The sequence below is a fragment of the Kumtagia sp. genome (assembly GCF_059502445.1).
The window spans coordinates 39,978-64,419 of record NZ_JCACER010000107.1; the positions used below are offsets into that span (position 1 = coordinate 39,978).

26 protein-coding genes are annotated in these 24,442 nt (G+C 66.6%); 10 read left to right on the plus strand and 16 right to left on the minus strand.

All coding sequences use genetic code 11. The features are described 5' to 3' along the window. Positions 1–29 precede the first annotated feature (29 nt). The 5 genes from AC5JDC_RS27930 to AC5JDC_RS27950 all read left to right on the plus strand — a co-directional run bounded on the left by AC5JDC_RS27930 (position 30) and on the right by AC5JDC_RS27950 (position 3,983). Positions 30–1,016, plus strand: a complete 987-nt coding sequence (locus AC5JDC_RS27930; protein WP_495846609.1) for a zinc-dependent alcohol dehydrogenase — start codon at positions 30–32, stop codon at positions 1,014–1,016. A gap of 72 nt (positions 1,017–1,088) precedes the next feature. Beyond that, the gene (locus tag AC5JDC_RS27935; RefSeq protein WP_495846611.1) at positions 1,089–1,394 is read left to right on the plus strand and encodes a putative quinol monooxygenase; all 306 of its coding nucleotides are present in this window, start codon (positions 1,089–1,091) and stop codon (positions 1,392–1,394) included. Positions 1,395–1,668: 274 nt separating this feature from the next. Continuing rightward, positions 1,669–2,388 carry an SDR family NAD(P)-dependent oxidoreductase gene (locus AC5JDC_RS27940; protein ID WP_495846613.1) on the plus strand — a complete coding sequence of 240 codons (720 nt, stop codon included), beginning with the start codon at positions 1,669–1,671 and terminating at the stop codon, positions 2,386–2,388. Positions 2,389–2,415: 27 nt separating this feature from the next. After that, positions 2,416–2,811 (plus strand): cupin domain-containing protein, encoded by a 396-nt coding sequence (locus AC5JDC_RS27945; RefSeq protein WP_495846615.1) that lies wholly within the window; start codon positions 2,416–2,418, stop codon positions 2,809–2,811. Positions 2,812–2,867: 56 nt separating this feature from the next. Further along, on the plus strand, positions 2,868–3,983 hold the full coding sequence (locus tag AC5JDC_RS27950; RefSeq protein ID WP_495846617.1) for an NADH:flavin oxidoreductase/NADH oxidase: 1,116 nt from the start codon (positions 2,868–2,870) through the stop codon (positions 3,981–3,983). Between the two features lie 101 nt (positions 3,984–4,084). Here the strand turns inward: AC5JDC_RS27950 and AC5JDC_RS27955 are convergent, their stop codons facing one another. Together AC5JDC_RS27955 and AC5JDC_RS27960 are read right to left on the minus strand one after the other, a co-directional pair. Next, entirely contained in the window at positions 4,085–5,083 is a 999-nt protein-coding gene (locus AC5JDC_RS27955) for a Gfo/Idh/MocA family protein (RefSeq protein ID WP_495846619.1), read from the minus strand. A 34-nt stretch (positions 5,084–5,117) separates the two neighbouring features. Beyond that, on the minus strand, positions 5,118–5,405 hold the full coding sequence (locus AC5JDC_RS27960; RefSeq protein WP_495846621.1) for a YciI family protein: 288 nt from the start codon (positions 5,403–5,405) through the stop codon (positions 5,118–5,120). 423 nt (positions 5,406–5,828) lie between these two features. Between AC5JDC_RS27960 and AC5JDC_RS27965 the strand changes: the two genes are divergently transcribed. The 3 genes from AC5JDC_RS27965 (at position 5,829) to AC5JDC_RS27975 (ending at position 9,476) form a co-directional block, all read left to right on the plus strand. Further along, on the plus strand, positions 5,829–7,208 hold the full coding sequence (locus tag AC5JDC_RS27965; protein ID WP_495846623.1) for an amidohydrolase family protein: 1,380 nt from the start codon (positions 5,829–5,831) through the stop codon (positions 7,206–7,208). A 20-nt stretch (positions 7,209–7,228) separates the two neighbouring features. Beyond that, positions 7,229–8,305 (plus strand): ketopantoate reductase family protein, encoded by a 1,077-nt coding sequence (locus AC5JDC_RS27970; protein WP_495846625.1) that lies wholly within the window; start codon positions 7,229–7,231, stop codon positions 8,303–8,305. A gap of 88 nt (positions 8,306–8,393) precedes the next feature. After that, entirely contained in the window at positions 8,394–9,476 is a 1,083-nt protein-coding gene (locus AC5JDC_RS27975) for a ketopantoate reductase family protein (protein WP_495846627.1), read from the plus strand. A 97-nt stretch (positions 9,477–9,573) separates the two neighbouring features. Here the strand turns inward: AC5JDC_RS27975 and phnN are convergent, their stop codons facing one another. From phnN to phnG, 13 genes are all read right to left on the minus strand, one after another. Beyond that, positions 9,574–10,122 (minus strand): phosphonate metabolism protein/1,5-bisphosphokinase (PRPP-forming) PhnN, encoded by a 549-nt coding sequence (gene phnN, locus AC5JDC_RS27980; protein ID WP_495846629.1) that lies wholly within the window; start codon positions 10,120–10,122, stop codon positions 9,574–9,576. A 40-nt stretch (positions 10,123–10,162) separates the two neighbouring features. Then, positions 10,163–11,296 (minus strand): alpha-D-ribose 1-methylphosphonate 5-triphosphate diphosphatase, encoded by a 1,134-nt coding sequence (locus AC5JDC_RS27985; protein WP_495846631.1) that lies wholly within the window; start codon positions 11,294–11,296, stop codon positions 10,163–10,165. A 1-nt stretch (position 11,297) separates the two neighbouring features. Further along, a complete protein-coding gene (locus tag AC5JDC_RS27990; RefSeq protein WP_495846633.1) occupies positions 11,298–12,002 on the minus strand; it encodes a DUF1045 domain-containing protein in 705 nt (234 codons plus the stop codon). Further along, a complete protein-coding gene (gene phnE / locus AC5JDC_RS27995) occupies positions 12,002–12,820 on the minus strand; it encodes a phosphonate ABC transporter, permease protein PhnE (protein WP_495846635.1) in 819 nt (272 codons plus the stop codon). Before phnE ends, AC5JDC_RS27990 begins: the two co-directional genes overlap by 1 nt. An 81-nt stretch (positions 12,821–12,901) precedes the next feature. Beyond that, a complete protein-coding gene (phnD, locus tag AC5JDC_RS28000) occupies positions 12,902–13,891 on the minus strand; it encodes a phosphonate ABC transporter substrate-binding protein (RefSeq protein WP_495846637.1) in 990 nt (329 codons plus the stop codon). A 27-nt stretch (positions 13,892–13,918) separates the two neighbouring features. After that, complete coding sequence (gene phnC / locus AC5JDC_RS28005; RefSeq protein ID WP_495846639.1) at positions 13,919–14,758, minus strand: phosphonate ABC transporter ATP-binding protein; 840 nt, start codon at positions 14,756–14,758, stop codon at positions 13,919–13,921. Positions 14,759–14,872: 114 nt separating this feature from the next. After that, the gene (locus AC5JDC_RS28010; protein WP_495846641.1) at positions 14,873–15,568 is read right to left on the minus strand and encodes a DapH/DapD/GlmU-related protein; all 696 of its coding nucleotides are present in this window, start codon (positions 15,566–15,568) and stop codon (positions 14,873–14,875) included. Between the two features lie 2 nt (positions 15,569–15,570). After that, entirely contained in the window at positions 15,571–16,278 is a 708-nt protein-coding gene (phnL, locus tag AC5JDC_RS28015) for a phosphonate C-P lyase system protein PhnL (protein ID WP_495846643.1), read from the minus strand. 9 nt (positions 16,279–16,287) lie between these two features. After that, complete coding sequence (phnK, locus tag AC5JDC_RS28020; protein ID WP_495846645.1) at positions 16,288–17,064, minus strand: phosphonate C-P lyase system protein PhnK; 777 nt, start codon at positions 17,062–17,064, stop codon at positions 16,288–16,290. After that, on the minus strand, positions 17,061–18,101 hold the full coding sequence (locus AC5JDC_RS28025) for an alpha-D-ribose 1-methylphosphonate 5-phosphate C-P-lyase PhnJ (RefSeq protein ID WP_495846943.1): 1,041 nt from the start codon (positions 18,099–18,101) through the stop codon (positions 17,061–17,063). Before AC5JDC_RS28025 ends, phnK begins: the two co-directional genes overlap by 4 nt. A 47-nt stretch (positions 18,102–18,148) precedes the next feature. Beyond that, on the minus strand, positions 18,149–19,258 hold the full coding sequence (locus tag AC5JDC_RS28030) for a carbon-phosphorus lyase complex subunit (RefSeq protein WP_495846647.1): 1,110 nt from the start codon (positions 19,256–19,258) through the stop codon (positions 18,149–18,151). Positions 19,259–19,261: 3 nt separating this feature from the next. Further along, a complete protein-coding gene (phnH, locus tag AC5JDC_RS28035) occupies positions 19,262–19,873 on the minus strand; it encodes a phosphonate C-P lyase system protein PhnH (RefSeq protein WP_495846649.1) in 612 nt (203 codons plus the stop codon). Then, positions 19,873–20,328: a phosphonate C-P lyase system protein PhnG gene (gene phnG / locus AC5JDC_RS28040; protein ID WP_495846651.1), complete on the minus strand. Its 456-nt coding sequence runs from the start codon at positions 20,326–20,328 to the stop codon at positions 19,873–19,875. Before phnG ends, phnH begins: the two co-directional genes overlap by 1 nt. Positions 20,329–20,429: 101 nt before the next feature. Between phnG and phnF the strand changes: the two genes are divergently transcribed. Both phnF and recQ read left to right on the plus strand, forming a co-directional pair. Further along, a complete protein-coding gene (phnF, locus tag AC5JDC_RS28045) occupies positions 20,430–21,182 on the plus strand; it encodes a phosphonate metabolism transcriptional regulator PhnF (protein WP_495846653.1) in 753 nt (250 codons plus the stop codon). A 101-nt stretch (positions 21,183–21,283) separates the two neighbouring features. Continuing rightward, entirely contained in the window at positions 21,284–23,143 is a 1,860-nt protein-coding gene (gene recQ / locus AC5JDC_RS28050) for a DNA helicase RecQ (RefSeq protein ID WP_495846655.1), read from the plus strand. A gap of 177 nt (positions 23,144–23,320) precedes the next feature. Here recQ and AC5JDC_RS28055 read toward each other — a convergent pair whose 3' ends face one another. Beyond that, positions 23,321–24,424, minus strand: coding sequence for a class II histone deacetylase (locus AC5JDC_RS28055; protein ID WP_495846657.1), 1,104 nt, complete (start codon positions 24,422–24,424; stop codon positions 23,321–23,323). Positions 24,425–24,442: the final 18 nt, after the last annotated feature.

Genomic DNA, 24,442 nt, shown 5'->3' on the forward strand with positions numbered 1-24,442 from the left:
AGCTAGACAGAAGAACGGAGACACCAGGGATGCGAGCGCTCCTCTTTGAGACCCCCGACAAGCCGATCATCATCGACAAGCCGATGCCGGAGATCGGCGCCAGCGAAGTGCTGGTGAAGACGCGAGCGGTCGGCATCTGCCATTCCGATTATGAGCTGCTTGCCGGCCGCTACATCATTCCCATCTCCTATCCGGTGACCCCCGGCCACGAATGGGCGGGCGAGATCGTCGAGGTCGGCAAGAAGGTCAGGGACTACAAGGTCGGCGACCGCGTCGTCGGCGAATGCGTGGTGCGTACGCCGGAGCGGCTGCACCATTTCGGCTTCTCCATGGACGGCGCCGACCGGGAATATTTCAACGTCAATCCGGAATGGCTGCACAAGCTTCCCGATGGCATCGACGACAAGCGCGCGTCGCTGATCGAGCCGTTCACCTGCGGCTTCTACGCGGTGCTTCGTTCCGGCGGCACCAATGCCAGCGAGACGGTGGTGGTCTCCGGCGGCGGCACGATCGGCCTCGTCTCGGCCGCGGCCGCCATCGGCATGGGCGCGCGCGTCATCGTGGTCGATCCGCTGAAGTCGCGTCGCGACGTGGCACTAAAACTCGGCGCTGCCGAGGTGGTCGACGCGACGCAGGATCCGATCGGCCGTATCATGGAGCTGACCGCGGGCAAGGGCGCGGATCTCGTCGTCGAGGCCGCCGGTCACGACGCTTCGCTCGCCAACGTTTTCGAATACGCGCGCGAGGAAGGCCGCGTCTCGATGGTGGGCATCAATATCGGCCGCAAGATCCCCGTCGAACTCGGCAAGATCCAGATCAGGAACCTGACCGTGAAGGGGTGTATCGGTTCGCCCGGCGTGTGGCCGGCGGCGATCCGTTTCCTGGAGCGCACCGGCATCGACCTGTCGCCGATCCAGACGCATACCTTCGCCCTGGAGGACGCGGTCGAAGCGTTTGAACTGGGCAAGGATGCCACCAAGGCGATCAAGATCACGCTGACGAGCGGCGGGACCTGAAGGCGAGCTCGTGCGGGTATCCGTCCCGGCGAGACTGCCCACGGGAACAATCGGAGAAGGAGGAGACCTCTGATGTCGAAGCAACTCACCGTCGTCGCGCATCTTGTCGCCAAGCCCGACAAGATCGACGAGGTCAGGCAATTCCTGCTCTCGCTCGTCGCCGATACGCGCGCCGAAGCCGGATGCGTCGACTACGACCTGCATCAGGACGACTCCAACCCGGCCGAGTTCACCTTCTACGAAAACTGGGCCGGCCGCGCCGAGTGGGACAGGCACATGGAGATGCCCTATCTCAAGGAATTCGCGCGCCGCGCGCCGGACCTGTTCGCGGTCGATCCGCACATCCGCCTGATGACCATGATCAGCCGGAAGGCTTGACGTGCCCAGCAGTCGCCGCAGGATCTCGGCGAGGCGATCGCTTTCCCGGCGTCCGACAGCGCTCGATCTGGAGTGGCGAGCGGTCCGCCTTTCGTCAAATGATTGCCGTGTCCCGCGTTTCTCAATCTGAGCATATTCGGCGGAGCCGCAAGGATCGCCGCTGCTAGAGTTCACGGCAAAGCTCGTGGGAGGAGCGCGCCCGTTGGAGGCAATCCGGCGGGCAGCCGACTGCAAGCGATACGGACCGGCCGAGCCGGCGCTTTGGGAGGAAGGAATGGGAAGGCTCGACGGAAAGATCGTGCTCGTCAGCGGCGCCGCGCAGGGCATCGGCCGCGCGGTGGCGGAGCGCTTCGCCGGGGAAGGCGCTGTCGTCTACGCCGGCGACGTGAAGCCGGTCGCCGCCGGCGAGAACATCGTGCCTCTGATGCTCGACGTGTCGAAGGAAAGCGACTGGGTCGCGGCCGTCGACAGGATTGTCGCCGAGCATGGCAGGCTCGACGTGCTCGTCAACAATGCCGGCATCGTCAAGGCCTACGGCCCGATCCTGGAAACGCCGCTGGACGACTGGAACCAGGTGGTCGGCGTGAACCTCACCGGCTCCTTCCTCGGCATGAAGGCGGCGATCCCGGCCATGCGCAAGGCCGGCAAGGGCTCGATCGTCAACTTCTCGTCGATCTGGGGCAATGTGGGTGTGCCGGGGGCTGCCGCCTACAATGCCGCCAAGGGCGGCGTTCGCAACATGACCAAGAATGCCGCCGTGACCCACGCGCCGGAGAACATCCGCGTCAACTCGGTGCATCCCGGCCTGATCCGCACGCCGCTGGTCGAGGCGCAATCCGACGAGATGAACGCCGGCATCATCGGCCAGACGCCGATGGGTCGCATGGGCACGCCTGCCGAGGTGGCGAATTGCTGCCTGTTCCTGGCGAGCGACGAGGCGTCGTTCGTCACCGGCTGCGAGCTCGTCGTCGATGGCGGCTATCTCGCCCAGTAGCGCTGCACCAGCACGGAGGACCGCGACATGAACGTCATGAATGCCAGGATCGAGCCGACCGTTGAGCATGGCGGCACCTGCCGTACTTTTTTCATGGTGCCGAAGGAGGCGATGCGCGGCGATACCGAGGGGTCCTATCTCGAATACGTATCGGAGTTCGAGATCGCTGCCGGCTCGCATCTGGAGCCGCACCGCCACAACACGCACGAGTTCTATTACGTCCTGAAGGGCAGGGCGCTGATGCAGATCGGTGCCGAGAAGCGCGAAGTGGAACCGGGGGACCTCGTTCATATTCCGCCGAACGCCGTCCACAGCATTGCACCGATTGGCGACCAGCCGGTTCGTGCGCTGGCGTTCGCCGCGAGCTTCCTGCCGCCGGGCGGAGCCGGCACCGAGGCCGAGAAGGCCGAGTTGCCCGTGTGATCTCGCCGCCCGGCGTTCGCCCGGGCAGGCGATTCTCCGCCGAGAGGAACCCCGACATGACCAGCGCCCTGTTTTCGCCGATCACGCTGCGCGGGCTGACCCTGCCCAACCGCCTCGTCGTCTCGCCCATGTGCCAGTACAACTCGACCGACGGATCGGCAAACGACTGGCACCTGATGCATCTCGGCCAGTTCTCGCTCGGCGGCTCCGGCGCGCTGGTGATGACGGAATCGACCCACGTCAACAAGATCGGCCGCATCACGCTGAAATGCGCGACCATGGATACGGACGACAACGAAGCCGCGATGAAGCGGGTCATCGACTTCTGCAGGCAGTACGGCGTGGCGAAGCACGGCCTGCAGCTCGGCCATGCCGGCCGCAAGGGCTCGACGTTGCCGCCGGCGCTGGGCGGCAAGCCGCTCACCGCGGAGCAGGGTGCCTGGGAGACGGTGGCGCCGTCGGCGATCCCCTTCGACGAGGGCTGGCACGCGCCGCGGGCGCTGACGGTCGAGGAGATTCATGCCATCCGCGACGGTTTCGTCTCGGCGGTGCGCCGCGCCGAGCGCATCGGCTACGACCTTGTCGAGATGCATGCCGGCCACGGCTACCTGCTCCATCAGTTCCTGTCCCCTCTGTCGAACAGACGCACCGACCGGTACGGCGGCAGCCTCGAAAACCGCATGCGCTTCGCGCTGGAGACGTTCGAGGCCATGCGCGCCGCCTGGCCGTCGGACAAGCCGATGGGCGTCCGCGTTTCCGCGACCGACTGGATCGAGGGCGGATGGACGGTGGAGGACACGGTGGTGCTCGCCAGGGAGTTGAAGGCGCTCGGCTGCGACTACATCGACGCCTCGAGCGGCGCGCTCGATCCGCGCCAGACGATTCCGCTCGGACCGGGCTATCAGGTGCCCTTAGCCGAGACGATCCGCAGGGAGGCCGGCGTGCCGACCATGGCGGTCGGGCTGATCGGCACCATAGGGCAGGCCGAGGAGATCGTCACCTCCGGCAAGGCCGATTTCGTCGTCATGGCGCGTGGCGCCATGTGGGATCCGCGCTTTGCCTGGCATGCGGCCGAGGAACTCGGCGTAGAAGCACAGTATGCGCCGCGCACCATGCCCAGCCATCCGTCGCTGCGCCCTTGGCTGTTCCCGAGCCGCCAGACGGCGAGCTGATCGCCGGAAAGATTGACCAAAAATGGAACGGTGGCCGGTCTTTTCCTGCCTGTTTCAGGATATTTCTTGCGAAAAATCTGTAGTTTTTCGGGATCGATACCCTAAAAAACGACGGTCTTGCCGTCCTGCGCGGCGGAGGTGACGATGCCTTCGAAGATGCGCACGTTGTCAAGCACCTGCTCGTGGGTGAAGCGATATTGCCTGCGGCCGGCGACGGCCTCGGCCCATGCCTCGAAATTCGCCGTCACCGTGTCGGTCGGATGATAGACCGTCACCTGCCGCGGTGCGTTCGTGCCGGTGCAGAGCGTCACGATGGTCGGCTTGCCCTGGTCGACATTGCCTTCCGTCACGACCTCGACCCAGCCCTTGTCGCCGAAGACCGTTACGCGGCCGTAATAGGGTGTGCAGGACAGCAGCGTGATGGCGCCGCGGGCGCCCGATCGGAAGGTGATGGATGCCGTGACGAAATCGGTGGCAGGGGGCTCGAAGATCAGGCTCGAGGTCTGCGCGCGCACCTCGGCCGGCGCACCGAAGAAAGCGCAGCAGAGGTCGGTCTGGTGGATGCCGGTCGCCGTCATCATGCCGGCGGGGGCATGCTTCGGATCGAGCCGCCAGTTGGAGCGGTCGATGTTCCTGAACACGTCGTGGCTGATATTGGCTTCGTAGAGCAGCGGCCGGCCAAGCGTGCCGTCGTCGATGAGCGCCTGCACGCGTTCGAAACATTCCTCGTAGCGCCGTTCGTGGCCTATGCCGAGAACCTTGCCGGCCGCCTTGCACGCATCGACGACGCGCTGCGCCCCGGCCGAAGTCATGGTGAGCGGCTTCTCGCAGAAAAGCTCCTTGCCTGCCGCCAGAACCGCCAGGCACTGCTCTTCATGCATCTGGTGCGGCGTCGCCAGGACGACGCCGTCGACCCGCGGGTCGGCCAGCACCGCCGCGAGCTCGGGGGCGTGCCGAACGCCATGCTGCTCGAGAAGGTCGAGTGCGCCCGCGGGTGGCGTCGGATCGACGCCGTAGATCACCTCGAAAAGCGGGCTCTTCCCGAGGCAGCCGATGATCTGCTTGCCCCACCAGCCCAGACCCGCGACAGCGACGCGCATGCCGATCCTCCCGTTACGGTCCATCGCAGCGACGTCAGCCGTTCTTCTTCAGAAAGGCGGTGATGGTGATCGTGTCCCAGACGCCTGCGGTCTTGTAGGGATCGGCGTTGTTGAAGCGCTCCACGGCGGCGCGTCCTTCCGCCTCCACCACGAGGAGGCTGCCCTTCATGGTCGATCCGTCGTCCTCCACCAGCGGACCCGACATGACGATTCGTACGCCGTAGTCGCCGACCGTCCTGAGGTGCGCGAAATGCGCATCCTGCCAGGTGCCGCGCAGGCTCAGCCCATCCTTGCCGTCGAGAGCGTGGATCGCAAAGAGCATCGTTCCATTCCTCCCAGAGAATCCGGGCCGCCGACGGACGGTCGGTCCGCCGGACCCCCGCTGCCGCAGCGGGCAGGCATGTTCCGGCCGGCTGCCTCACGCACCGAAACGATAGGAAACGAGGCGGATAATGTCGGCGATACTTTTCCCAGAATGAAAAAACCGATGATCGTAATGAGAATCTTGCGACTTGCGCCCTCATCCGCGCTGCGGACAATCACGCACCTGACAGGCGCATGATCGCCGATTTCCATTGGCAGGCCGGAGGAGGCGCCGGATGCGGGTCGTGATGGCAGCTGAAGACGGGGATGCCGGCCCGGCATCCGGAAGCAAGCCGCGGCGAGTTCCGTTCGGGCGGCGGCAAGACCACCGGCTCGACGTCGATCCGGCGCTGGTGCCCTTCGGCGAGATCGCAGCCCCACTATGACGCAGCACGGAATCCTCATCCGGAACGCGATCGTCCTGACGATGGACGACGCCATCGGAAGCTTCCGGGATGCCGACGTTCTGGTTGAAGGGGAAAGGATCGCCGCCGTCGGTCCCAATTTGAGCGCGGACGCAGCCGAGGTCGTCGACGGGCGTGGCCGCATCGTCATCCCCGGCCTGGTGAACGGCCATATGCATACCTGGCAGACCGGATTGCGCTCGCTCTGCTCCAACATGACGCTGATGGACTATTTCCGCTGGGTGCACCGCGGCCTGGCGGCCGCTTTCCGCCCCGAGGACATCTATGTCGCGACGCTGGCCGGCGCGCTTGGCCAGATCAATGCGGGCGCGACCACGCTCGGCGACTGGTGCCACAACAACCCGACGCCGGCGCATACGGATGCTGCCGTCGACGGGCTCTTCGAGAGCGGCATCCGCTCCGTCTTCCTGCATGGTTCGCCCAAGCCCGACCCGAAGCCGGGCGAGCCGCACTTCTCGGAAGTGCCGCATCCCCGCCATGAGATCGAGCGGCTGATGCGCACGCGCTTCTCCAGCCGCGACCAGCTCGTGACCCTCGGCATGGCGATCCTGGGGCCGCATTATTCGACCATGGAGGTGGCGCGCGCCGACTTCCGCCTGGCGCGGGAACTGGACCTCGTCGCCTCCATGCACCAGGGCGGCGGCCAGGCCAGGACGCCGGGTGGCTGGGAGACGCTGGAGGCCGAGGGGCTGGTCGGCCGCAACATCAACATCGTCCACGGCAACAATCTCACCGACGACCAGATAAGGCGTTTCGTCGAGGCCGGCGTTTCCTTCACGGTCACGGCCGAGAACGAGATGACGCAGGGCCATGGCTGGCCGATCACCGGGCGCGTGCTCGCGGCCGGCGGCCAGCCGAGCTTCGGCGTCGACATCGAGTCGGTGGTCGGCGCGGACATGTTCGCGGTGGGCCGCATGGCGCTCGCCTGCCAGCGTGCGCTGGACAATGCCGCCAGGCGGGAGATCGACGGCGGGATTCCGGACAGTTGCTCCGTCAGCACGAAGGACGCGCTGCGCTGGATTACCATCGAGACCGCGCGCATGCTCGGCATCGACGACAAGGTCGGCTCGCTGACACCGGGCAAGCAGGCCGACATCGTCGTTCTCGATGCCGCCGCCTGGAACATGACGCCGGTGCACGATCCCTACTCGACCGTCGTCATGCAGGCGGGCATCGGCAATGTCGAACACGTTCTGATCGCCGGAAAGTTCCGCAAACGCGATGGCAGGCTGCTGTGGGGCGACGTGGATAGGGTGAAGCGCGAGCTTGAGGCTTCGGGCCGTCGTATCGTCGCGCAGCTTGGCATTCCGACGCAGCTCCGTGAAGGAGCGATCTGACCTGCCCGGAACGTCCGGGGATGCAATTTCAACCGGCCAGCAAACGGATCGAGACGGTGTGGCGCAAAACGGATGAACTGAAGATAGCCGTCGTGGGCACCGGGGCGCAGGGCGCCTCGATCGGCGCGGATCTGGCGCTGGCGGGGCGGGACGTGACGCTGATCGATCAATGGCCTGCCCATGTCGAGGCCATGCGCGCCAACGGCATCACGGTCAATCTGCCGCGGCGGTCGATCAATGCGAAAGTCCGCGCCCTGCATCTGTGCCAGGTGGCGGAGCTGCGCGAGCCGTTCGACGTGATCTTCGTCGTCGTCAAGGCCTACGATACCAGATGGATCTGCCAGCTGGTCGAGACGGTGCTGGCACCGGACGGTCTCGTGGTCGGCCTGCAGAACGGGATGACGCATACCGCGATCGCCTCGGTCGTCGGCGAGAACAGGTGTGTCGGCGCCGTCTTCGACATGGCGTCCAACATGTTCGAGCCCGGCGTCACCAACCGCCAGAACGATCACGACACGTCGTGGTTCGCCCTCGGGCCGCTCGCGCCCGAAAACCGGGAACGCGTCGAACAGATCGCCGGCGTCCTGCGCGACAGCGGCCGCGTCGAGGTGAGCGACGACATCGTTTCCGCCAAGTGGATGAAGCTGATCGTCAATGCCGCCCAACTTGTTCCCTCGGCGATCCTGAACCTGCCCTTTGCCGAGGCAGTGCGCATGCCGGGCATGGAGCGCCTCATGCGGGCAGCCGGCTACGAGGCAATGCACGCGGCTCTGGCCGACGGGGCAAACATCGTGCCGATCCTCGGCATGCCGCCGCCGAGGACGAACGACCCCGATCGTTATGTCGACCTCATCTTCGACGAGGTGCTCAGCACATTCATGATGGCCGACACCTTGACCACCGTGCTGCAGGACTGGCGGAAGGGCCGGCGGGCCGAGGTGCTGGACCTGAACGGGCATGTCGCGCAGACGCTACGCAAGCACGGCAGGCCGGCGCCCGTGAACGAGCGGGTCGTCGCGATGGCGCTCGAGATCGAGCGGGGCGACAGGCAGGCAGGGATCGCCAACAGCAGCCTTCTGACAGGGGATCTGCAATAGCGCTTTGGCTTGATTAGCCGGCGCTATCCACGTTGGCGGACGATCTGTCCGACGGGCCCGAACTCTTCCTCCACAAGGATAAATGCAGATGACATGGAAAGACAAAGCCGGTCCCAGGATTGCGTTTGTCGGAACCGGCGCGCAGGGGGCGTCGATCGGCGCCGACTTCGCCCTCGCCGGGCTGGACGTCACGTTCATCGAGCAATGGCCGGCGCATGTCGAGGCGATCCGGGCGAGCGGCATAACCGTCAATCTGCCGACCCGCACGCTGAACGCGAAGGTGCCGGCGCTGCATCTCTGCCAGGTGGCTGAAATTCGCGAGCCGTTCGATCTCGTGTTCCTGGTCGTCAAGGCCTACGATACCAAATGGGCGTGCCAGCTGATCGAACCCGTTCTCGCGCCGGACGGCTTTGTCGTCGGCCTTCAGAACGGCATGACGCATGAGGACATCGCAAGCGTGGTGGGGCGCCACCGTACCATAGCCGCGGTCATCGAGATCGCCTCCAACATGTTCGTTCCCGGCGTGACCAACAGGCAGAACGATCATGACAGCTCATGGTTCGCGCTGGGGGCACTCGACCACAGGATGCAGGAGCGCGTCGAGGAGGTGGCTGTCCTGCTTCGCAATTCGGGCACCGTCGAAGTGACGCAGGACATCGTCTCGGCCAAGTGGATGAAGCTCGTCGTCAATGCCGCCGAACTGATTCCTTCCGCCATCGTCAACCTGCCGCTGGCGGATGCCGCGCGAGCGCCGGACATGCTCGAGGTCATGCGGGCCGCCGGTTACGAGGCGATGCAGGCTGCGCTCGCCGACGGCGCAAGGATCGTCCCGATCATCGGCATGCCACCGGTGATGAGCAATCATCCCGATCGGTATGTCGACCAGATTTTCGAGGAGGTGCTGAAGACGTTCTCCCAGCCGGACACCTTGACCACGTCGCTCCAGGATTGGCGCAAGGGGCGCCGGGCCGAGGTTCGCGAGGTCAACGGCTTCGTCGTCGACAAGCTGCGGTCGGTAGGCCGGAATTCTCCGGTAAATCAGCGTGTCGTCGAGATCGCGCTGGACATAGAACGCGGCATCCTGGAGGCTCGCCCGGAAAATTCGAAGCTGCTGCTTGAAGCACCTCAGGGAGCTCCCGGCTCGTCCGGGACGTTGGAGGATCGCGTCTAGGCCCGATCCGAAGCTGGGATTTGGTCAAGTTGTGAACGTCTTAGTCGGACTGACACGGGTTCCGCCAAACGGTGTCCCGAAGCGGTTCGCCCTGCATTCAGAAGCCGTCCCCAGTCGCCGTTCGTATGGCTGTCACCAGTGCGTCGCCGGCAGTGGCGAGCTCGTCGCTGTTGTCGATCTCGATCGCATCGGCCAGATCATCGCCTGGCATCGCCGCCCGAGCGAGACGATTTCGCTGCTGTTGCGGGTCTTCGCGACCGCGGGCGGCAAGCCGCGCCGAGAGAGTGTCGGGATTGCAGGTGACGTGCACCGCGAGCACACGACCGAAGACGGAACGGATCGCCGGCAATGCCGCGCGCGATCCATTGACGACGGCCACGCCACCTGACGCAAGATGTTCGCGCACATGCGCCGGGATCGCATAAAGCAGCCCGTGTGCTTCCCAGGTCACCGCGAACCTGCCTGCCGCCTGCGATACCTGGAACGAAGCGACGGACAGCGAGTCGTGGTCTTCGGCGCCTGCGAGAGCGGTGCGCGTCACGACACGGCGAACGAACAGGACGGACGGGTCCGCCGCCAGCCTCTCCCGCGCATAATTGATCAGGCTGTCCTTTCCCGCGCCGCTTGGGCCGACGACGGCAATCAAGCAACCGTGTTGCGCTCGCGGTGCCAAATCGGCGGCGCCTTCACGCAACGCGCCGGCCCTCGCGCCACACTGATCGCACGACCGGGATGCCGGAACGATGGCGCACCCGCACGAGGTCGGCGCGCAGCCCGGGTTCGATGCGGCCGCGGTCGTCCAGGCCGACGGCGCGGGCGGGCGTCGCCGTCACCAGGCGGATGCTCTCCGCCAACGCCATGCCTGCCTCGGCGAGCACGAACGGCGCGTGGATGAGGCTGAAGGGCACGTAGTCCGACGACAGCACGTCGAGCACGCCGGCGTCGGCCAGCGCCTTGGCCGAGATGTTGCCGGAATGGGATTTTCCGCGCACCACGTTGGGCGCGCCCATCAGCACGGCCATGCCGGCCTCATGCGAAGCCTTGGCCGCCTCCATGCTTGTCGGGAACTCCGCCAGCCGTACGCCGAAGGCCTTCGATTCCTCGACATGCTCGATGGTGGCGTCGTCATGGCTGGCGATCGCAATGCCGCGCTCCGTGCAGGCATCGACGATGGCGCGGCGATGCGGAGCGGCGTAGCGGTTCGACTCTTCGATACGGCGGGCGATGAAGCGCTCGAACTCGGCATCCGTCAGGCCGCGCTTCTTCTTGTAGTAGAGCGTATAGGCATCGAGTGTCTGGAACTGCCTCTGGCCGGGTGCATGATCCATCAGCGACGCCAGCCGGACCTGCGAGTCGCCGCGAAAGTCCGCGAAATGGTCGAGCACATTGCCTGCCGACACTTCGCAGCGCAGGTGGATCAGGTGGCTGGCGCGCAACCGGTCTTCAGCTCCCGCCGTCTCGATGGCGTCGGCGATGGCGCGCATCTCGCCACGCTCGAAGCCGCCGTCCTCGTCGGAGCCGAGACGCAGGCAGTCGAAGACGGTGGTGATGCCCGAGCTGGCGACCTGCGCGTCATGCGCCTGCAACGCTGCGATCGACTCCCAGACCACGCCCGGCCGGGGGCTGTAGTGGGACTCCAGGTGATCGGTGTGCAGTTCGACCAGGCCGGGGACAAGATAGTCGCCGTCCATGTCTTCGCCGCGGCCCACACCGCCGGTTTCGAGCGCCGCGATCATCCCGTCACGCAGGACGACGGTGCCGGCGATCACCTCGTCCTCAAGGACGATCCGTGCGTTGGTGAGAACGGTCTCTTGCGGCATGTCAGGCGGACTTTCTCGCTTCGGCGACGCCGAAACGGTGGGTGGACAGGACGGTGAAATCGGCGCCGGGCTCCGGCTCGACGAACAGCGCGACCGAGCCGACCCGGACCGGCCGCGCGAGCAGCGGCGCGAAATGGTTTTGCAGGGCGGGCTCGATCCGGGTCGCGGCTTCCGGCTCCAGCGAACCGGTGAGCGTCATATGGAAGCGGAATTCTTCCTTCACGTAGGGATAGCCGTAGCGGTCGAGATAGGCGCGCTGGCGCTCCGACAGGCGGTCCGGCCGGCGCCGCTCGATGTCCGCCGCCGCCAGCGGTGCGCGCAGATCGTTGAAATGATCCACTGCGGCGGATGCCAGGGCCGCGACACGGTCGGATTCCGTCGGCGTCAGCGCGAAGAAGCCGCCGATCCGCGTGATCGCCAGTCCCGGAATGGCGAAGGGCGCGCAGCGTTGCGCGAAGCTGTCGGCGGCATCCGTCAGGGCTTCCCGCGAAAGGCCTTCTCGCGGGCGGAATGGCGCGACCAGGGTGGCGTGGAAGCCATAGCGGCGCGGCTCTTCGGTAATCCGGCGAAACTCGTCGGTGGTGAAACCAGCCGGCGCAGGGGATGCGACCGTCTCGGTCGCGAACGCATTGCGCCCGAGCCACGACTGCGCCGCGTGGGTCAGCGCGTCGTCCGGTTCCGGCGTGAAATAGAGGGCGTGGCGCATCACAAAAACAGCTTGCGCAATTGCTGCGACAAAAGGTCGATGAGCGACACCGTCACCAGCATGATGATGAGCATGGCGGAAGCCTGCGGGTAGTAGAAGCCGCGGATGGATTCGAACAGCACCTGGCCGATGCCGCCGGCCCCGATGACGCCGAGCACGGTGGCGGCGCGGACGTTGGATTCGAAGCGGTAGAGCGCATAGGACATCCACAGCGGCATGACCTGCGGCACCACGCCGAACACCACTTCCTGCAGCCGCGAGGCGCCGGTGGCGCGGATCGCCTCGACCGGGCGGGCGTCGATGGCCTCGACAGCCTCGGAAAAGAGCTTTGCCAGGATGCCGGTGGTGTGGACGAACAGCGCCATCACGCCGGCGAAGGGCCCGAGGCCGACCGCGACGACGAACAGCACCGCGAAGACCAGCTCGTGGATGGACCGGCAGGCGTCCATCAGGCGCCTGACCGGCTGGACGACGTACCAGGGCGCGATGTTGCGCGCCGAGAGGATGCCGAAGGGGACGGCGACGACCGCGGCGAGGAAGGTGCCCCACAGCGCGATCTGGATGGTGACGAGCATCTCGTCGATGTAATAGCGCCACTGCGAGAAGTCGGGGCGCGCGAAGCCGCTGGCATATTCGGCCATGTTGCCGGCGTCGCTGACCAGGAACGTCCAGCGGAACATCTCTGCCGGCGACCAGCTCCAGATCAGCAGGATGCCGAGTGTGATCCAGCTGACCCAGGTCCACGCGCTGCGGGACCAGTCCCGCTCCACCTCGGGGCGGGCGGCCTGGGCAGTCACGATCTTGGCGGTCTGATCCATGACGATGTCCTGGGAATTTGCGCGCCGCCGCCGTGTGGCGACGCGCGAGGGAAGCTGGCCCGACGAACGGGCCGATCGATATCAGCCCTGAACGCTCTTCAGCTTGGCTTCGTATTCCGCCCTCTGCGCCTCGAGCGGTGCGATCTGGGCCTTCTTGTCGGCGTCGGAGAGGGAGGCGTCGGCTTCGATCTTGGCGATCGACTTGGTCAGCTCCATGACGCGGATCGGCAGCAGCTGGTCGTCGCTGGAAGCGCGGAACGGGGCCCATTCGAGATCGGCGAGCACTTCCTTCTCGCGGGCGACGTCGCCCTTCGACTTGTCGGTGCCGTAGGTCAGGAAGAAGTCCTTGATCCTGGCCTTGGTGTCGTCAGAAAGGTCCTTGCGCCAGACCAGCGGATCGGACGGGATCAGCGGCGACTTCCAGATCACCTTGACCTTCTCGAAGGCGGCGGGCTGGTTCTTCTCGATCAGCGCGAGGTTCTCGGTGTTGTTGGCCGCCGCGTCGACCTGGCCGTTGGCCACCGCCATCGCATTGGTCTCGTGGTTGGCGTTGGTGACGTTCTTGAAGCAGGTCTTCGGGTCGATCTTGTTGGCGCCGAAGACGAAGGTCATGGGCACGAGATAACCCGAGGTGGAATTCGGGTCGCCGAGGCCGAAGTTGAGCGACTGGTCGCAGGTCAGCAGGTCCTCGACCGTGTTCAGCTTGCTGTCCTTGGGCGCGAGGATGAGCGAATAGTAGCCGGGCTCGCCGCTGGCGGCGACTGTCTGCACGAACACCTCGCCGTCGGCGCGGTCGACGGCTTCCATCGCCGACTTGTTGCCGTACCAGGCCATCTGCACCTTGCCGAAGCGCATGCCTTCGATGACGCCCGAATAGTCGGAAGCGAAGAACGGCTTCACGTCGAGACCGGTTGCCTTGGAGAGATCGGCCAGCAGCGGCTCCCACTTCGGCTTCAGGTTCTGCTGCGATTCCGTCGAGATGATGCCGAAGTTGATTTCCTCGGCATAGGCTGCGCCGGACAGCGCGATGGCGAAGGCAGCGGCTGCCACGCCCTTCAAGAATCCGTTCATGACTGGCTTCCCTGTTTGTGTGGTTGGTTACGCGAAGGCCGGAACGCGCTCGGGTTCAGCGACGCGCTTCGGTTTCGCCGGCTGCGGTGGCGCCTCCGGCAAAATCAGCTCCTCGGAATTGGCTCCGTAGAGCTCGACGAGCATCGGGTTGGTGAGCTCGGACGAAGGTCCATCGAAGACGATGCGTCCGTCGCGCAACGCGACGGTGCGCGGGCAATAGCGGCGCGCATATTCGACCTGGTGCAGCGACACCACGCAGGTGATATTTTCCTCCCGGTTCACCGCGGCGAGGATCTCCATGATGCGGCGGGCGGACGATGGGTCGAGCGAGGCGATCGGCTCGTCGGCGAGCAGGATGTTGGAGCGCTGGACGAGCGTGCGTGCGATCGCGGCGCGCTGCTGTTGCCCGCCGGACAGCGTCGAGGCGCGCTGCCAGGCGACCTCGGGAATGCCGACGCGGGCAAGCGCCGCGCGCGCCGCTTTCTTCTCTTCCGCTGTGAACCAGCCGAGCGTGCCGCGCCAGACGGGAATGCGGCCGAGATTGCCGAGCAGAACATTGGACAGGACCGAGAGCCGGCCGACGAGGTTGAACTGCTGGAAGACGACGCCGATGTTGCGCCGCATGTCGCGCGCCTTGGTCGCCAGCCGTCCGCCGTGCTGGATCGAACTGCCCAGCACTTCGACCGTGCTTTGCCCGGCCTGACCGATCTCGAGCCCGCAGATGTGCCGGATCAGCGTGCTCTTGCCGGAGCCGGACGCGCCGATCAGCGCAACCATTTCACCGCGCTGGATGTCCAGGCTCACATTGTCGAGCGCGCGCTTCTTGCCGAAGCTTTTCGAGAGGTTTCGAATGGAAATGGCGGTCATCGGATGTCGCTCCTTGCCATGCGGTCGAAAGTCGAGAGGCAGTCCGCGAGGATGTGTCTTACGCTGCTCTATCGGCGTTGCCGGCGGCGGAGGCCGCGGCAATGCATTGCCCCATCATGGGCTTAACCCCGCAGCATGAAGGCCGGTTGTCGCCTGGATGTCAGTTCCATGACGATCCACAGCCTGCCGCCAGGGCGCACCTTCGTGCCGTTCCAGGAATTCCTCGACGCCGAGATAGCGGAAATCGTCCAGGGCAAAGCGCAGCCGGTCGTGCGGCCAGTCCCACCAGGCAAGCTGCTGCAGGCGCCTGGCGATGTCCGTCGGAAAGCGCTCGCGCATGAATTTCGCGGGCACCCCACCGACGATGGCGTAGGGCGCCACGTCCTTCGTCACGACGGCGCCGGCGCCGACCACCGCGCCGTCACCGATGGTGACGCCGGGCAGGATGGTGGCGCCGTGGCCGATCCAGGTATCATGGCCGATGAACACCCGCCTGGCGCGGCGGGCGGCGAAGAAATCCGCCTCGTGCTCGGCATCGTCGAAATAGTCGGAAGCGCGGTAGGTGATGTGGTGCAGCGTCGGCCGCGACATCGGATGATGCGTGGCGTTGATGCGCACCGAGGCGGCGATATTGGCGAACTTGCCGATGGTGACGCACCAGCTCTGGCAGTTCTCCATCACATAGGAGTAGTCGCCGAGCTCGGTCTCGATCAGCCGGCCGCCTTCGGCCACTTCGGTGTAGCGGCCGAGCGTGCAGTTCTCGAGCCTGGCGGTCGGATGGACGACGGGCGTTTCGGACAGGCGCGCCACGGTCAGGCCGCCTTCCTGTCAGGAGCGAAGCCGGCCACGTCGATGACGACGTCCGCCACCGCGTTGCGCACTTCCACGTCGTGGAAGATGCCGAGCAGCGCCACGCCGGCGCGTTTCTTTTCCGCGATCATCTCCACGACCACGGCGCGGTTCGCCGCATCCAGCGAAGCCGTCGGCTCGTCGAGCAGGAGGATGGGATGGTCGGTGATGAAGCCGCGGGCGATGTTCACCCGCTGCTGCTCGCCGCCCGAGAAGGTGGCCGGCGGCAGCGACCAGAGGCGCTCGGGCAGGTTCAGCCTGGCCAGCAGGTCGCCGGCGCGCCGCGCCGCCAGCCGACGGTCCGTGCCGCGCTCGACCAGCGGCTCGGCGACGATGTCGAGCGCGCCGACGCGCGGCACCACGCGCAGGAACTGGCTGACATAGCCGACGGTCTCGCGGCGCAGGTCAAGGATCGTGCGCGGCTCGGCCGCGACGAGATCGACCTCGCCGCCGCGGTGACGAACGAGGATGCGGCCCGAGCTGGCGGCGTAGTTGCCGTAGAGCATCTTCAGGATCGAGCTCTTGCCGACACCTGAGGGGCCGCCGAGCACGGCGCAGGTACCGGGATGCAGGGCGAAGGCGGCATTGGCTATCACCGGCAGCTCGATGCCGCCGCGCAGGTGCATGGTGAAGGTCTTGGTGAGGCGGGAGACGACGAGGACAGGGGGCATGGCGCGGCCTCAGACCTGCAGGATCGAAGAGACGAGGAGCTGCGTGTACGGCGCCCGCGGATCATCGAGCAGGCGATCGGTCAGGCCGTGCTCGACGACGCGGCCGTCCTTCATCACCATCATGCGGTGCGACAGGAGACGCGCCACGGCAAGGTCGTGGGTGACGATGATGACGGCCAGGCCGAGGTTGTGCACCAACCCGCGCAGCAGATCGAGCAGGCGCGCCTGCACGGAGACGTCGAGGCCGCCGGTCGGCTCGTCCATGAAGACGAGGCGCGGGGCGGTGACCAGGTTGCGCGCGATCTGCAGGCGCTGGCGCATGCCGCCGGAGAATGCGCGGGGCTGGTCGTCGATGCGGTCGGCGCCGATCTCGACGCGACCCAGCCAGTCGGTGGCCGTGTCGCGGATCCTGCCGTAGTGGCGGTCGCCTATCGCCATCAGCCGCTCGCCGACATTGGCGCCGGCCGAGACCGTCATGCGCAGCCCGTCGGCCGGGTTCTGGTGGACGAAACCCCAGTCGGTGCGCAGCAGGAAACGGCGTTCGGCTTCGCCTAGGCGGTAGAGGTCGCGCATCTCGCCATCGCGCATGCGGTAGGAGACGGTGCCCGCCGTCGGCTCCAGCCGCGTCGAGATGCAGTTGAGCAGCGTCGTCTTGCCGGAGCCGGACTCGCCCACGACGGCCAGCACCTCGCCCGGCCAGACGTCGAAGCTGACGTCGGCACAGCCGATGCGCGCGCCATAGGTCTTGGTGACCGAGCGGACAGAGAGAAGCGGGAGTTCGCTCACCGGGATCCCTCCCCCTTGAGGGGAGGGTGGCCGGACGAAGTCCGGCCGGGTGGGGTACCCTCCGCCTGCGCGACGCAGTCGAAAGAGGAGGTCGCGGACGTCTTGGACGACCCCACCCCGGCGACAGGGCGGGACAGGTTCCCCTCCCCCTTGAGGGAAGGGGTTAGGGGTGGGGGTATGTTTGTGCCGTCTTCACCTCCCCTCAAGGGGGAGGTTTGGGCGTCGTGCCATCCCTCCGCCATCTCGCCGAAAAAGCCGTTGGCCCGCCGTGTCTCGCAATGGTCCGTGTCCGAGCAGACGAACATCCGGCCGCCGCGGTCGTCCAGCACCACCTCGTCGAGATAGACCTGCTCGGCGCCGCACAGCGCGCAGGGCTTGTCGAAACGCTGCACCTCGAACGGATGGTCCTCGAAGTCGAGGCTGACGACCTCGGTGTGCGGCGGCAGCGCGTAGATGCGCTTCTCGCGGCCGGCGCCGAAGAGCTGGAGCGCCGCCGACATGTGCATCTTCGGGTTGTCGAATTTCGGCGTCGGCGAGGGATCCATCACATAGCGGCCCTCGACCTTCACCGGGTAGGCATAGGTTGTCGCGATGTGGCCGTTGCGGGCGATGTCCTCGTAGAGCTTGACATGCATCAGCCCGTATTCCTCCAGCGCATGCATCTTGCGCGTCTCGGTCTCGCGCGGCTCGAGGAAGCGCAGCGGCTCGGGGATCGGCACCTGGTAGACCAGCACCTGGCCCTCATGCAGCGGCTGCTCGGGAATGCGGTGGCGGGTCTGGATGATGGTCGCGTTGCTGGTGCTGGTCGTCGTCCCGATGCCCGCGACGCGCTGGAAGAATTTTCGGATCGACACGGCGTTGGTGGTGTCGTCCGCGCCCTGGTCGATGACTTTCAGCACGTCGTCCGGCCCGAGGATCGCGGCCGTGACCTGCACACCGCCGGTGCCCCAGCCATAGGGCATCGGCATCTCTCGGCTGGCGAACGGCACCTGGTAGCCGGGGATGGCGATCGCCTTCAGGATCGCGCGCCGGATCATGCGCTTGGTCTGCTCGTCGAGGTAGGCGAAGTTGTAGGTGGGCGCGTTCACTCTGCCGCCTCCTTCATGTCCGGGAGGCTCTCGTCCCGTGGCTCCGCGTGTTCGGCGCGCATCGAGCGCACGAGGCCGAGCTCGGCCTGGAAGTCGACATAATGCGGCAGCTTCAGGTGCTCGACGAAGCCGGTCGCCTGAACGTTGTCGCAGTGGGAGATGACGAACTCCTGGTCCTGCGGCGGCGCGACGATGTCCTCGCCCAACTCCTCGGCGCGCAGCGCGCGGTCGCACAGGGCCATCGCCATCGCCTTGCGTTCGGACTGGCCGAAGACCAGGCCGTAGCCGCGCGTGAACTGCGGCGGCGCCTTGGCCGATCCCTTGAACTGGTTCACCATCTGGCATTCGGTGAGCTGCACGCGGCCGACCGGCACGGCGAAGCCGAGCTCCGGCGAAAAGACCTCCACCTCCACCTCGCCGATGCGGATTTCGCCGGCAAAGGGGTGGGAACGGGCGTAGCCGCGCTGCGTCGAATAGCCGAGCGCCAGGAGAAAACCTTCGTCGCCGCGCGACAGGCTTTGCAGCCGCATGGCGCGCGACAGCGGAAACTCCATCGGCGTCTGGTTGATGTCGCCCGGCTCTTCGAGCGGCGACGGGTCGAGGTCCTCCTCGATCAGACCCTCGGCGCCCAGGATGTCGGCGATGCGCGATACCGGCTCTTCGGCGCCCATGCGCAGGCGGCCCGGTTCCACTTCGGCATCGCCGTCCAGTTCCTCGTCGAGCAGGCGGTGCGTGTAGTCGAAGGTCGGGCCGAGCAGCTGTCCGCCGGGAAGATCCTTGTAGCAGGCGGAGACCCGCCGCTCGATCAGCATGGCGCCGGTGTCGACCGGCTCGGCGTAGCCGAAGCGGGGAAGGGTCGTGCGATAGGCGCGGACCAGGAAGATCGCCTCGATCAGGTCACCGCGCGCCTGCTTGATCGCCAGCGCCGCCAGCCGGCGATCGTAGAGCGAGCCCTCGCTCATCACGCGATCGACGCCGAGCGCCAGCTGCTCGGCGATCTGGTCCAGCGTCAATGCCGGCACCGAACGGTCGCCGCGGCGGCGGTCGGCCAGCAGGTGATGGGCATTGTCGATGGCGGCTTCCCCGCCCTTGACGGCGACATACATGGCTCAGCCCTCCTGCTCTACGAGGCGCGCCGAGCGCGGCAGACAGGCGAGCGCATCGCCGGCCGTCAGGATCAGGTCGACGCCGCGCGGGAAGCGCCTCGTATTCTCCGCCCATTGCGCGGCGAAATCGGCCGGCAGGCCGCGCGGGGCGATGGTTGCTTCACGCTTGATGCCCGGCCCGCGGAAGGTCAGCGGAGGCCCACTCTCCAGGGATTCGAGCTGAAGGATCAACGTGGTCGAGCGGTCCGGATATTCCTGCGTGCCCTGCGCGAACTGGTCGAGCGGCGGCATGCCGGCCGGATCGCCGAACAGCGCGAAGGTGGCTTCGTCCGGCGCGCTGGCAAAGCGGGTGCCGGTGTGAAAGCCCAGCCAGGCCCGAACCGCTTCGCTTCCGCTTAGCAAAGGGTCCAGCCAGACGGGTGTGTCGGCATCCATCAAGGTGCATGCAATGGCGCCGGCCAGCGGCGTCAGCGGCGCGGGCGGTGTCGCATTCGGCCCGATTCTCACGATGCCGGCCGGTCGCGCCATCGCATCCATGACGGCGCGGAACGTCGCCTGGGCTTCCAGCACCGGTTCGGCGAACCCGCCCTCGAGCATGTGCGCCTCGGCTTGCATCAGTCTTCTCCGCGCACCAGGGTGAAGAAATCGACCCGCGTCGCGGCCGTCTGCTGCCGGCGGGTCTCGTCGGCCCGGTCCAGTTCCTCCTGCATCGGCGCGACCACTTCCGCGTCGATCAGCGCCGCGGTCTCCAGATTCTGGCAGAGCGCGTCGATGATTGCCGAAAGCCGCGCCTTGGTGCCGTCGCGTCCCAGCGCCATGGCATGGCCGACCGATCCGTCCTCCAGCCTGACGCTGGCGCGCGTCACCGTCGCCTCGCCGAGATTGAAGGCTTCGCCGGTGCCGCCGATGCGCCCGCGCAGCATGACCAGGCCGGATTCCGGATCGCGCAGGGTCTTGTGCGCGGGATCGAGGCCCAGCCTGTCCCATAGTTCCTGCAGCCGGCCGGCCTTGCAGCGCGCCAGAACCGACATGCGGTTCTTCCGGGCGGCAATGTGGGCTTCTGCTTCCATCGGCATTCTCAATTTGTATATTGATCTAGACAACACGATAAGTTAACCCATGCCTAGCGCGTCCGCATGACGGGCGGATGACAAACGGGCAGGCGGCCGGAATGGAAAAGAGGTCAGGGCTTCAGCGTGGTGTCGGCGTCGCCTTGTGGCGGCAGATCGCCGACGGCATCCGCCACGGCATCGCGACCGGGCTGGCCGATGCGAACGGCCGGCTGCCGCCCGAATCCCGGCTCGCCGAACGCTTTGGCGTCAATCGGCATACGGTGCGCGCCGCGATCTCGGCGCTGGCGCATGAAGGCGTGCTGCAATCGGAACAGGGACGCGGTACCTATGTCCGCCGCCAGAAGCGGCTGATCTACCCGATCGGCGAGCGCACGCGGTTTTCCGCCGGCCTGCACGACCAGGCGCGCGAGACGCGCAGCGAAATGATGAGCGCGATGATCGAGCCGGCGCGCGAGCCGATCGCCTCGGCGCTCGGCCTCGAGGCCGGGGCTCGATCGATACGCATCGAGAGCCTCGGGACGGCCGACGGCGTGCCGGTGTCGCGCGCCACCTCATGGTTCGACGCGGAACGCTTCCCGGGGATCGCCGACATCTATGCAACGACCGGTTCGATCACCGAGGCGCTGGCGGCCTGCGGCGTCGCCGACTATCGCCGCGCCTCGACCGGAATAGAGGCGCGCCACGCCGACGAGGTCGACAGGCAGGAGCTGCGGCTTGCGCCCGGCGCCATCGTCATCGTCACCCGGGCGCTCAACGCCGACCTGTCCGGCACGCCGATCCAGTATTCGGTGACGCGGTTCCCGGCCGATCGCGTCGAACTGGTCGTCGGAACCGGACGTGCAGCTGTTTGAGCGGCGCCTTGCCTTGCGGCCCCTCCTGCCTTCGCTATCGTATGTTGCCTCGTGCCGCGGGATTTGTGCCATAAGACCGGTCGCCCCACGAAAACGATTCCATGTCGCAGACCCAAAGCCTTTTCGATCCGCTGATTGGCCGTGACGGCGCCGAGCATCCGCTTGCCGTGCTGAAGCGCGTCTACGGCTATGCCGCGTTTCGCGGCAAGCAGGCCGCCGTCGTCGAGCGGGTCGTGGCGGGTGGCGATGCCGTGGTGCTTTTTCCGACCGGCGCCGGCAAGTCGCTCTGCTTCCAGGTTCCGGCGCTTTGCCGCCGCGGCGTGGGCATCGTCGTTTCGCCGCTGATCGCGCTGATGCGCGATCAGGTGGAGGCCCTGAGACAGCTCGGCGTACGCGCCGCCGCGCTGAATTCCTCGCTGACGCGCGAAGAGTTTTCGGAGGTCCGCCGAGCGATCTCCGCCGACGATCTCGACCTTCTCTACGTCACGCCCGAGCGCATCGTAACGCCCGGCTTCCGCGACCTGATCGGCAATGCCAGGATCGCGCTGTTTGCGATCGACGAGGCGCACTGCGTCTCTCAATGGGGGCACGACTTCCGGCCGGAATATCGCGAGCTCGGCCATCTTGCCGCGCATTTTCCGGGCGTGCCCCGCATCGCACTGACGGCGACGGCCGACCCGCATACCCGCATGGACATCATCGAGCGGCTGGGCCTCGAGGACGCCGAGGTGTTCACGACGTCGTTCGACCGCCCCAACATTGCCTATGAGATCGTCGAGCGCGACCAGCCGCGCCAGCAACTCCTGCGCTTCCTGTCGCGCCACAAGGGATCGAGCGGCATCGTCTACTGCCTGTCGCGCGCCAAGGTCGAGGACACGGCCGAATGGCTGAACGGACAGGGCATCCGCGCGCTCGCCTATCATGCCGGCATGGACCGCGGTGTGCGCGACGCCAATCAGGACGCCTTTCTAAGGGAGGAGGGCCTCTGCCTCGTCGCCACGGTCGCCTTCGGCATGGGCATCGACAAGCCGAACGTCCGCTACGTCGCCCATCTCGATCTGCCGGGCTCGGTCGAAGCCTATTACCAGGAAACAGGCCGCGCCGGGCGCGACGGGCTGCCGTCGGATGCCTGGATGGCCTACGGCATGGCCGATGTCATCCAGCGCGGCCGGATGATCGACGGCAGCGACGCGGGCGACGATATCAAGCGCGTCGAGCGCGCCAAGCTCAATGCGCTACTTGCCATCTGCGAAACGCCCGGCTGCCGAAGACAGGCTATCCTTGCCCATTTCGGCGAGGCGCATGCGGGCAATTGCGGCAACTGCGACACCTGCCTCAAGCCGGTGGAAACCTGGGACGGGACGGATGCCGCCATCAAGGCACTGGCGGCGATCTACCGGACCGGCGAGCGCTTCGGCGCCGGTCATCTGATCGACGTGCTCACCGGCGATAGGAACGAGAAGACGCTGCGCTTCGGCCATGCCGACATCCCGGTTTTCGGTGCAGGCAAGGATATCCCGCCGAAAACCTGGCAGTCGGTGTACCGCCAGCTTCTCGCCGCCGGCCTCGTCGCGGTCGATCACGACGCCTTCGGCGCGCTGAAGCTGGAGCCTTCGGCGCGCGCCGTCTTCAGGCGCGAACGCGAGATCCGCTTCCGCAAGGACCGTCCGACGACGGGTAAGGCGGCACGGCGTCAGCCCTCGGGTCCGGCGAACGCCAAATCCGCGCTCGAAGGCTCCGACATGGAGCTCTTCGAGGCACTGCGGGCCGCTCGGCTGGCAATCGCCAGGGAGCTTTCGGTCCCGCCCTATGTGGTTTTCCCCGACACGACGCTGGTTGCATTCGCCACCAGCCGCCCGGCCAGCCGGGATGCGCTCCTTGCAATCTCCGGCGTGGGACAATCCAAGCTGGAGCGCTATGGCGATGCGTTCCTGCGGGTCATCCGAGAATATCAACGATAGACGGTTCGCCCGCTGGCGCTCGGCTTCCGTCTCGGGCGGCGGATACAATCCGGCCTGGGTGGCCGACGCCCTCGTCTTCCGTACGTCGGTCTATGCGCTCACGGCCTAAAGGTTCGCCGTCGCGGCGCCCGCGGCCTGGCTTTCCAGCTCGACGTTCCTGCTCGCCGGCTTCCGCGGTCATTTGATCGCGCCGACAAGTTCCGCCGCGGCCGAGACCGCGGCCTGCTGGTGCGGCTGGATGTCCTGGCCATGACAGGCGCGGAACACTGGCAGGAAGGGATCGTCGATGTGGGTCTTCATGCCGGAGAGTTGCTCCATCACCGCAAGTCCGCAGTAAGGCACGTAGGCTGCTGAATAGCCGCCCTCATGCGACATCATCAGGCGGCCGCCGCAAAGCGCGTCGGCTGCTTCCATCAGCATGCGCGTCATCTCGCGGTAGGTTTCGCTGTGCAGCATCATCCGGCCAAGCGGATCGGCGCCGGAGGCGTCGAAGCCGGACGGCACGACGATCAGGTCCGGCCTGTAGGCCTTGAGCGCCGGCAGCACCACCTGCTCGAAGGCGGCGATGTAGGCGCCGTGCCCGCTTCCGGCCGGCAGCGGCACGTTGATGTTATAGCCGAAGCCGGCATCGGCACCCCGCTCCTCGCGGTCGCCGCTGTCGTGCGGGTAGAGCCGCTCCTGGTGCAGCGAGATGGTCAGCACGCCGGGATCGGCCCAGAAGGCGGCCTGCGTGCCGTTGCCGTGGTGCACGTCCCAGTCGACGGTCGCGACGCGGTCGAACCGGTGCGTCTTGCGGCTCTTCAGGATGGCGACCGGGATGTTGCCGAACAGGCAGAAGCCCATGCCCTTGTCGCTTTCGGCATGGTGTCCCGGCGGCCGCACGAGCGCGTAGCCGTTGTCGATCTCGCCGGACAGGACCTTGTCCATCAGCGCATGGGTGCCGCCGGCCGCAAGGCAGGCGATCTCGTAGCTGCCGCGCCCGAACGGCGTGAGGTAGCTCGCCTCGCCGCCGCGCTCGTCGCTCAACGCCTTGATGCGGCTGATGTAGTCGCGGGTGTGGAACAGGGCGAGGTCGTCCTCGTCCACCGGCGCCGACTTTATGCTGACCAGCCGGTCGGTGAGCCCGGACACTTCCATGAGGTTCCTGAAGCGCCGCTTGGTGGCGGCATTCTCGGCGTGCTCGCCGGGCTCGACCGTCAATCCGGCGGGGAAGAACTGGGCGCCCGTCCCGGTATCGTGCCACAGATAGAGTTCGTGAAAGTTCCAGCCTGTCCTGGCCATCGCCTCCTCCTTCAATGC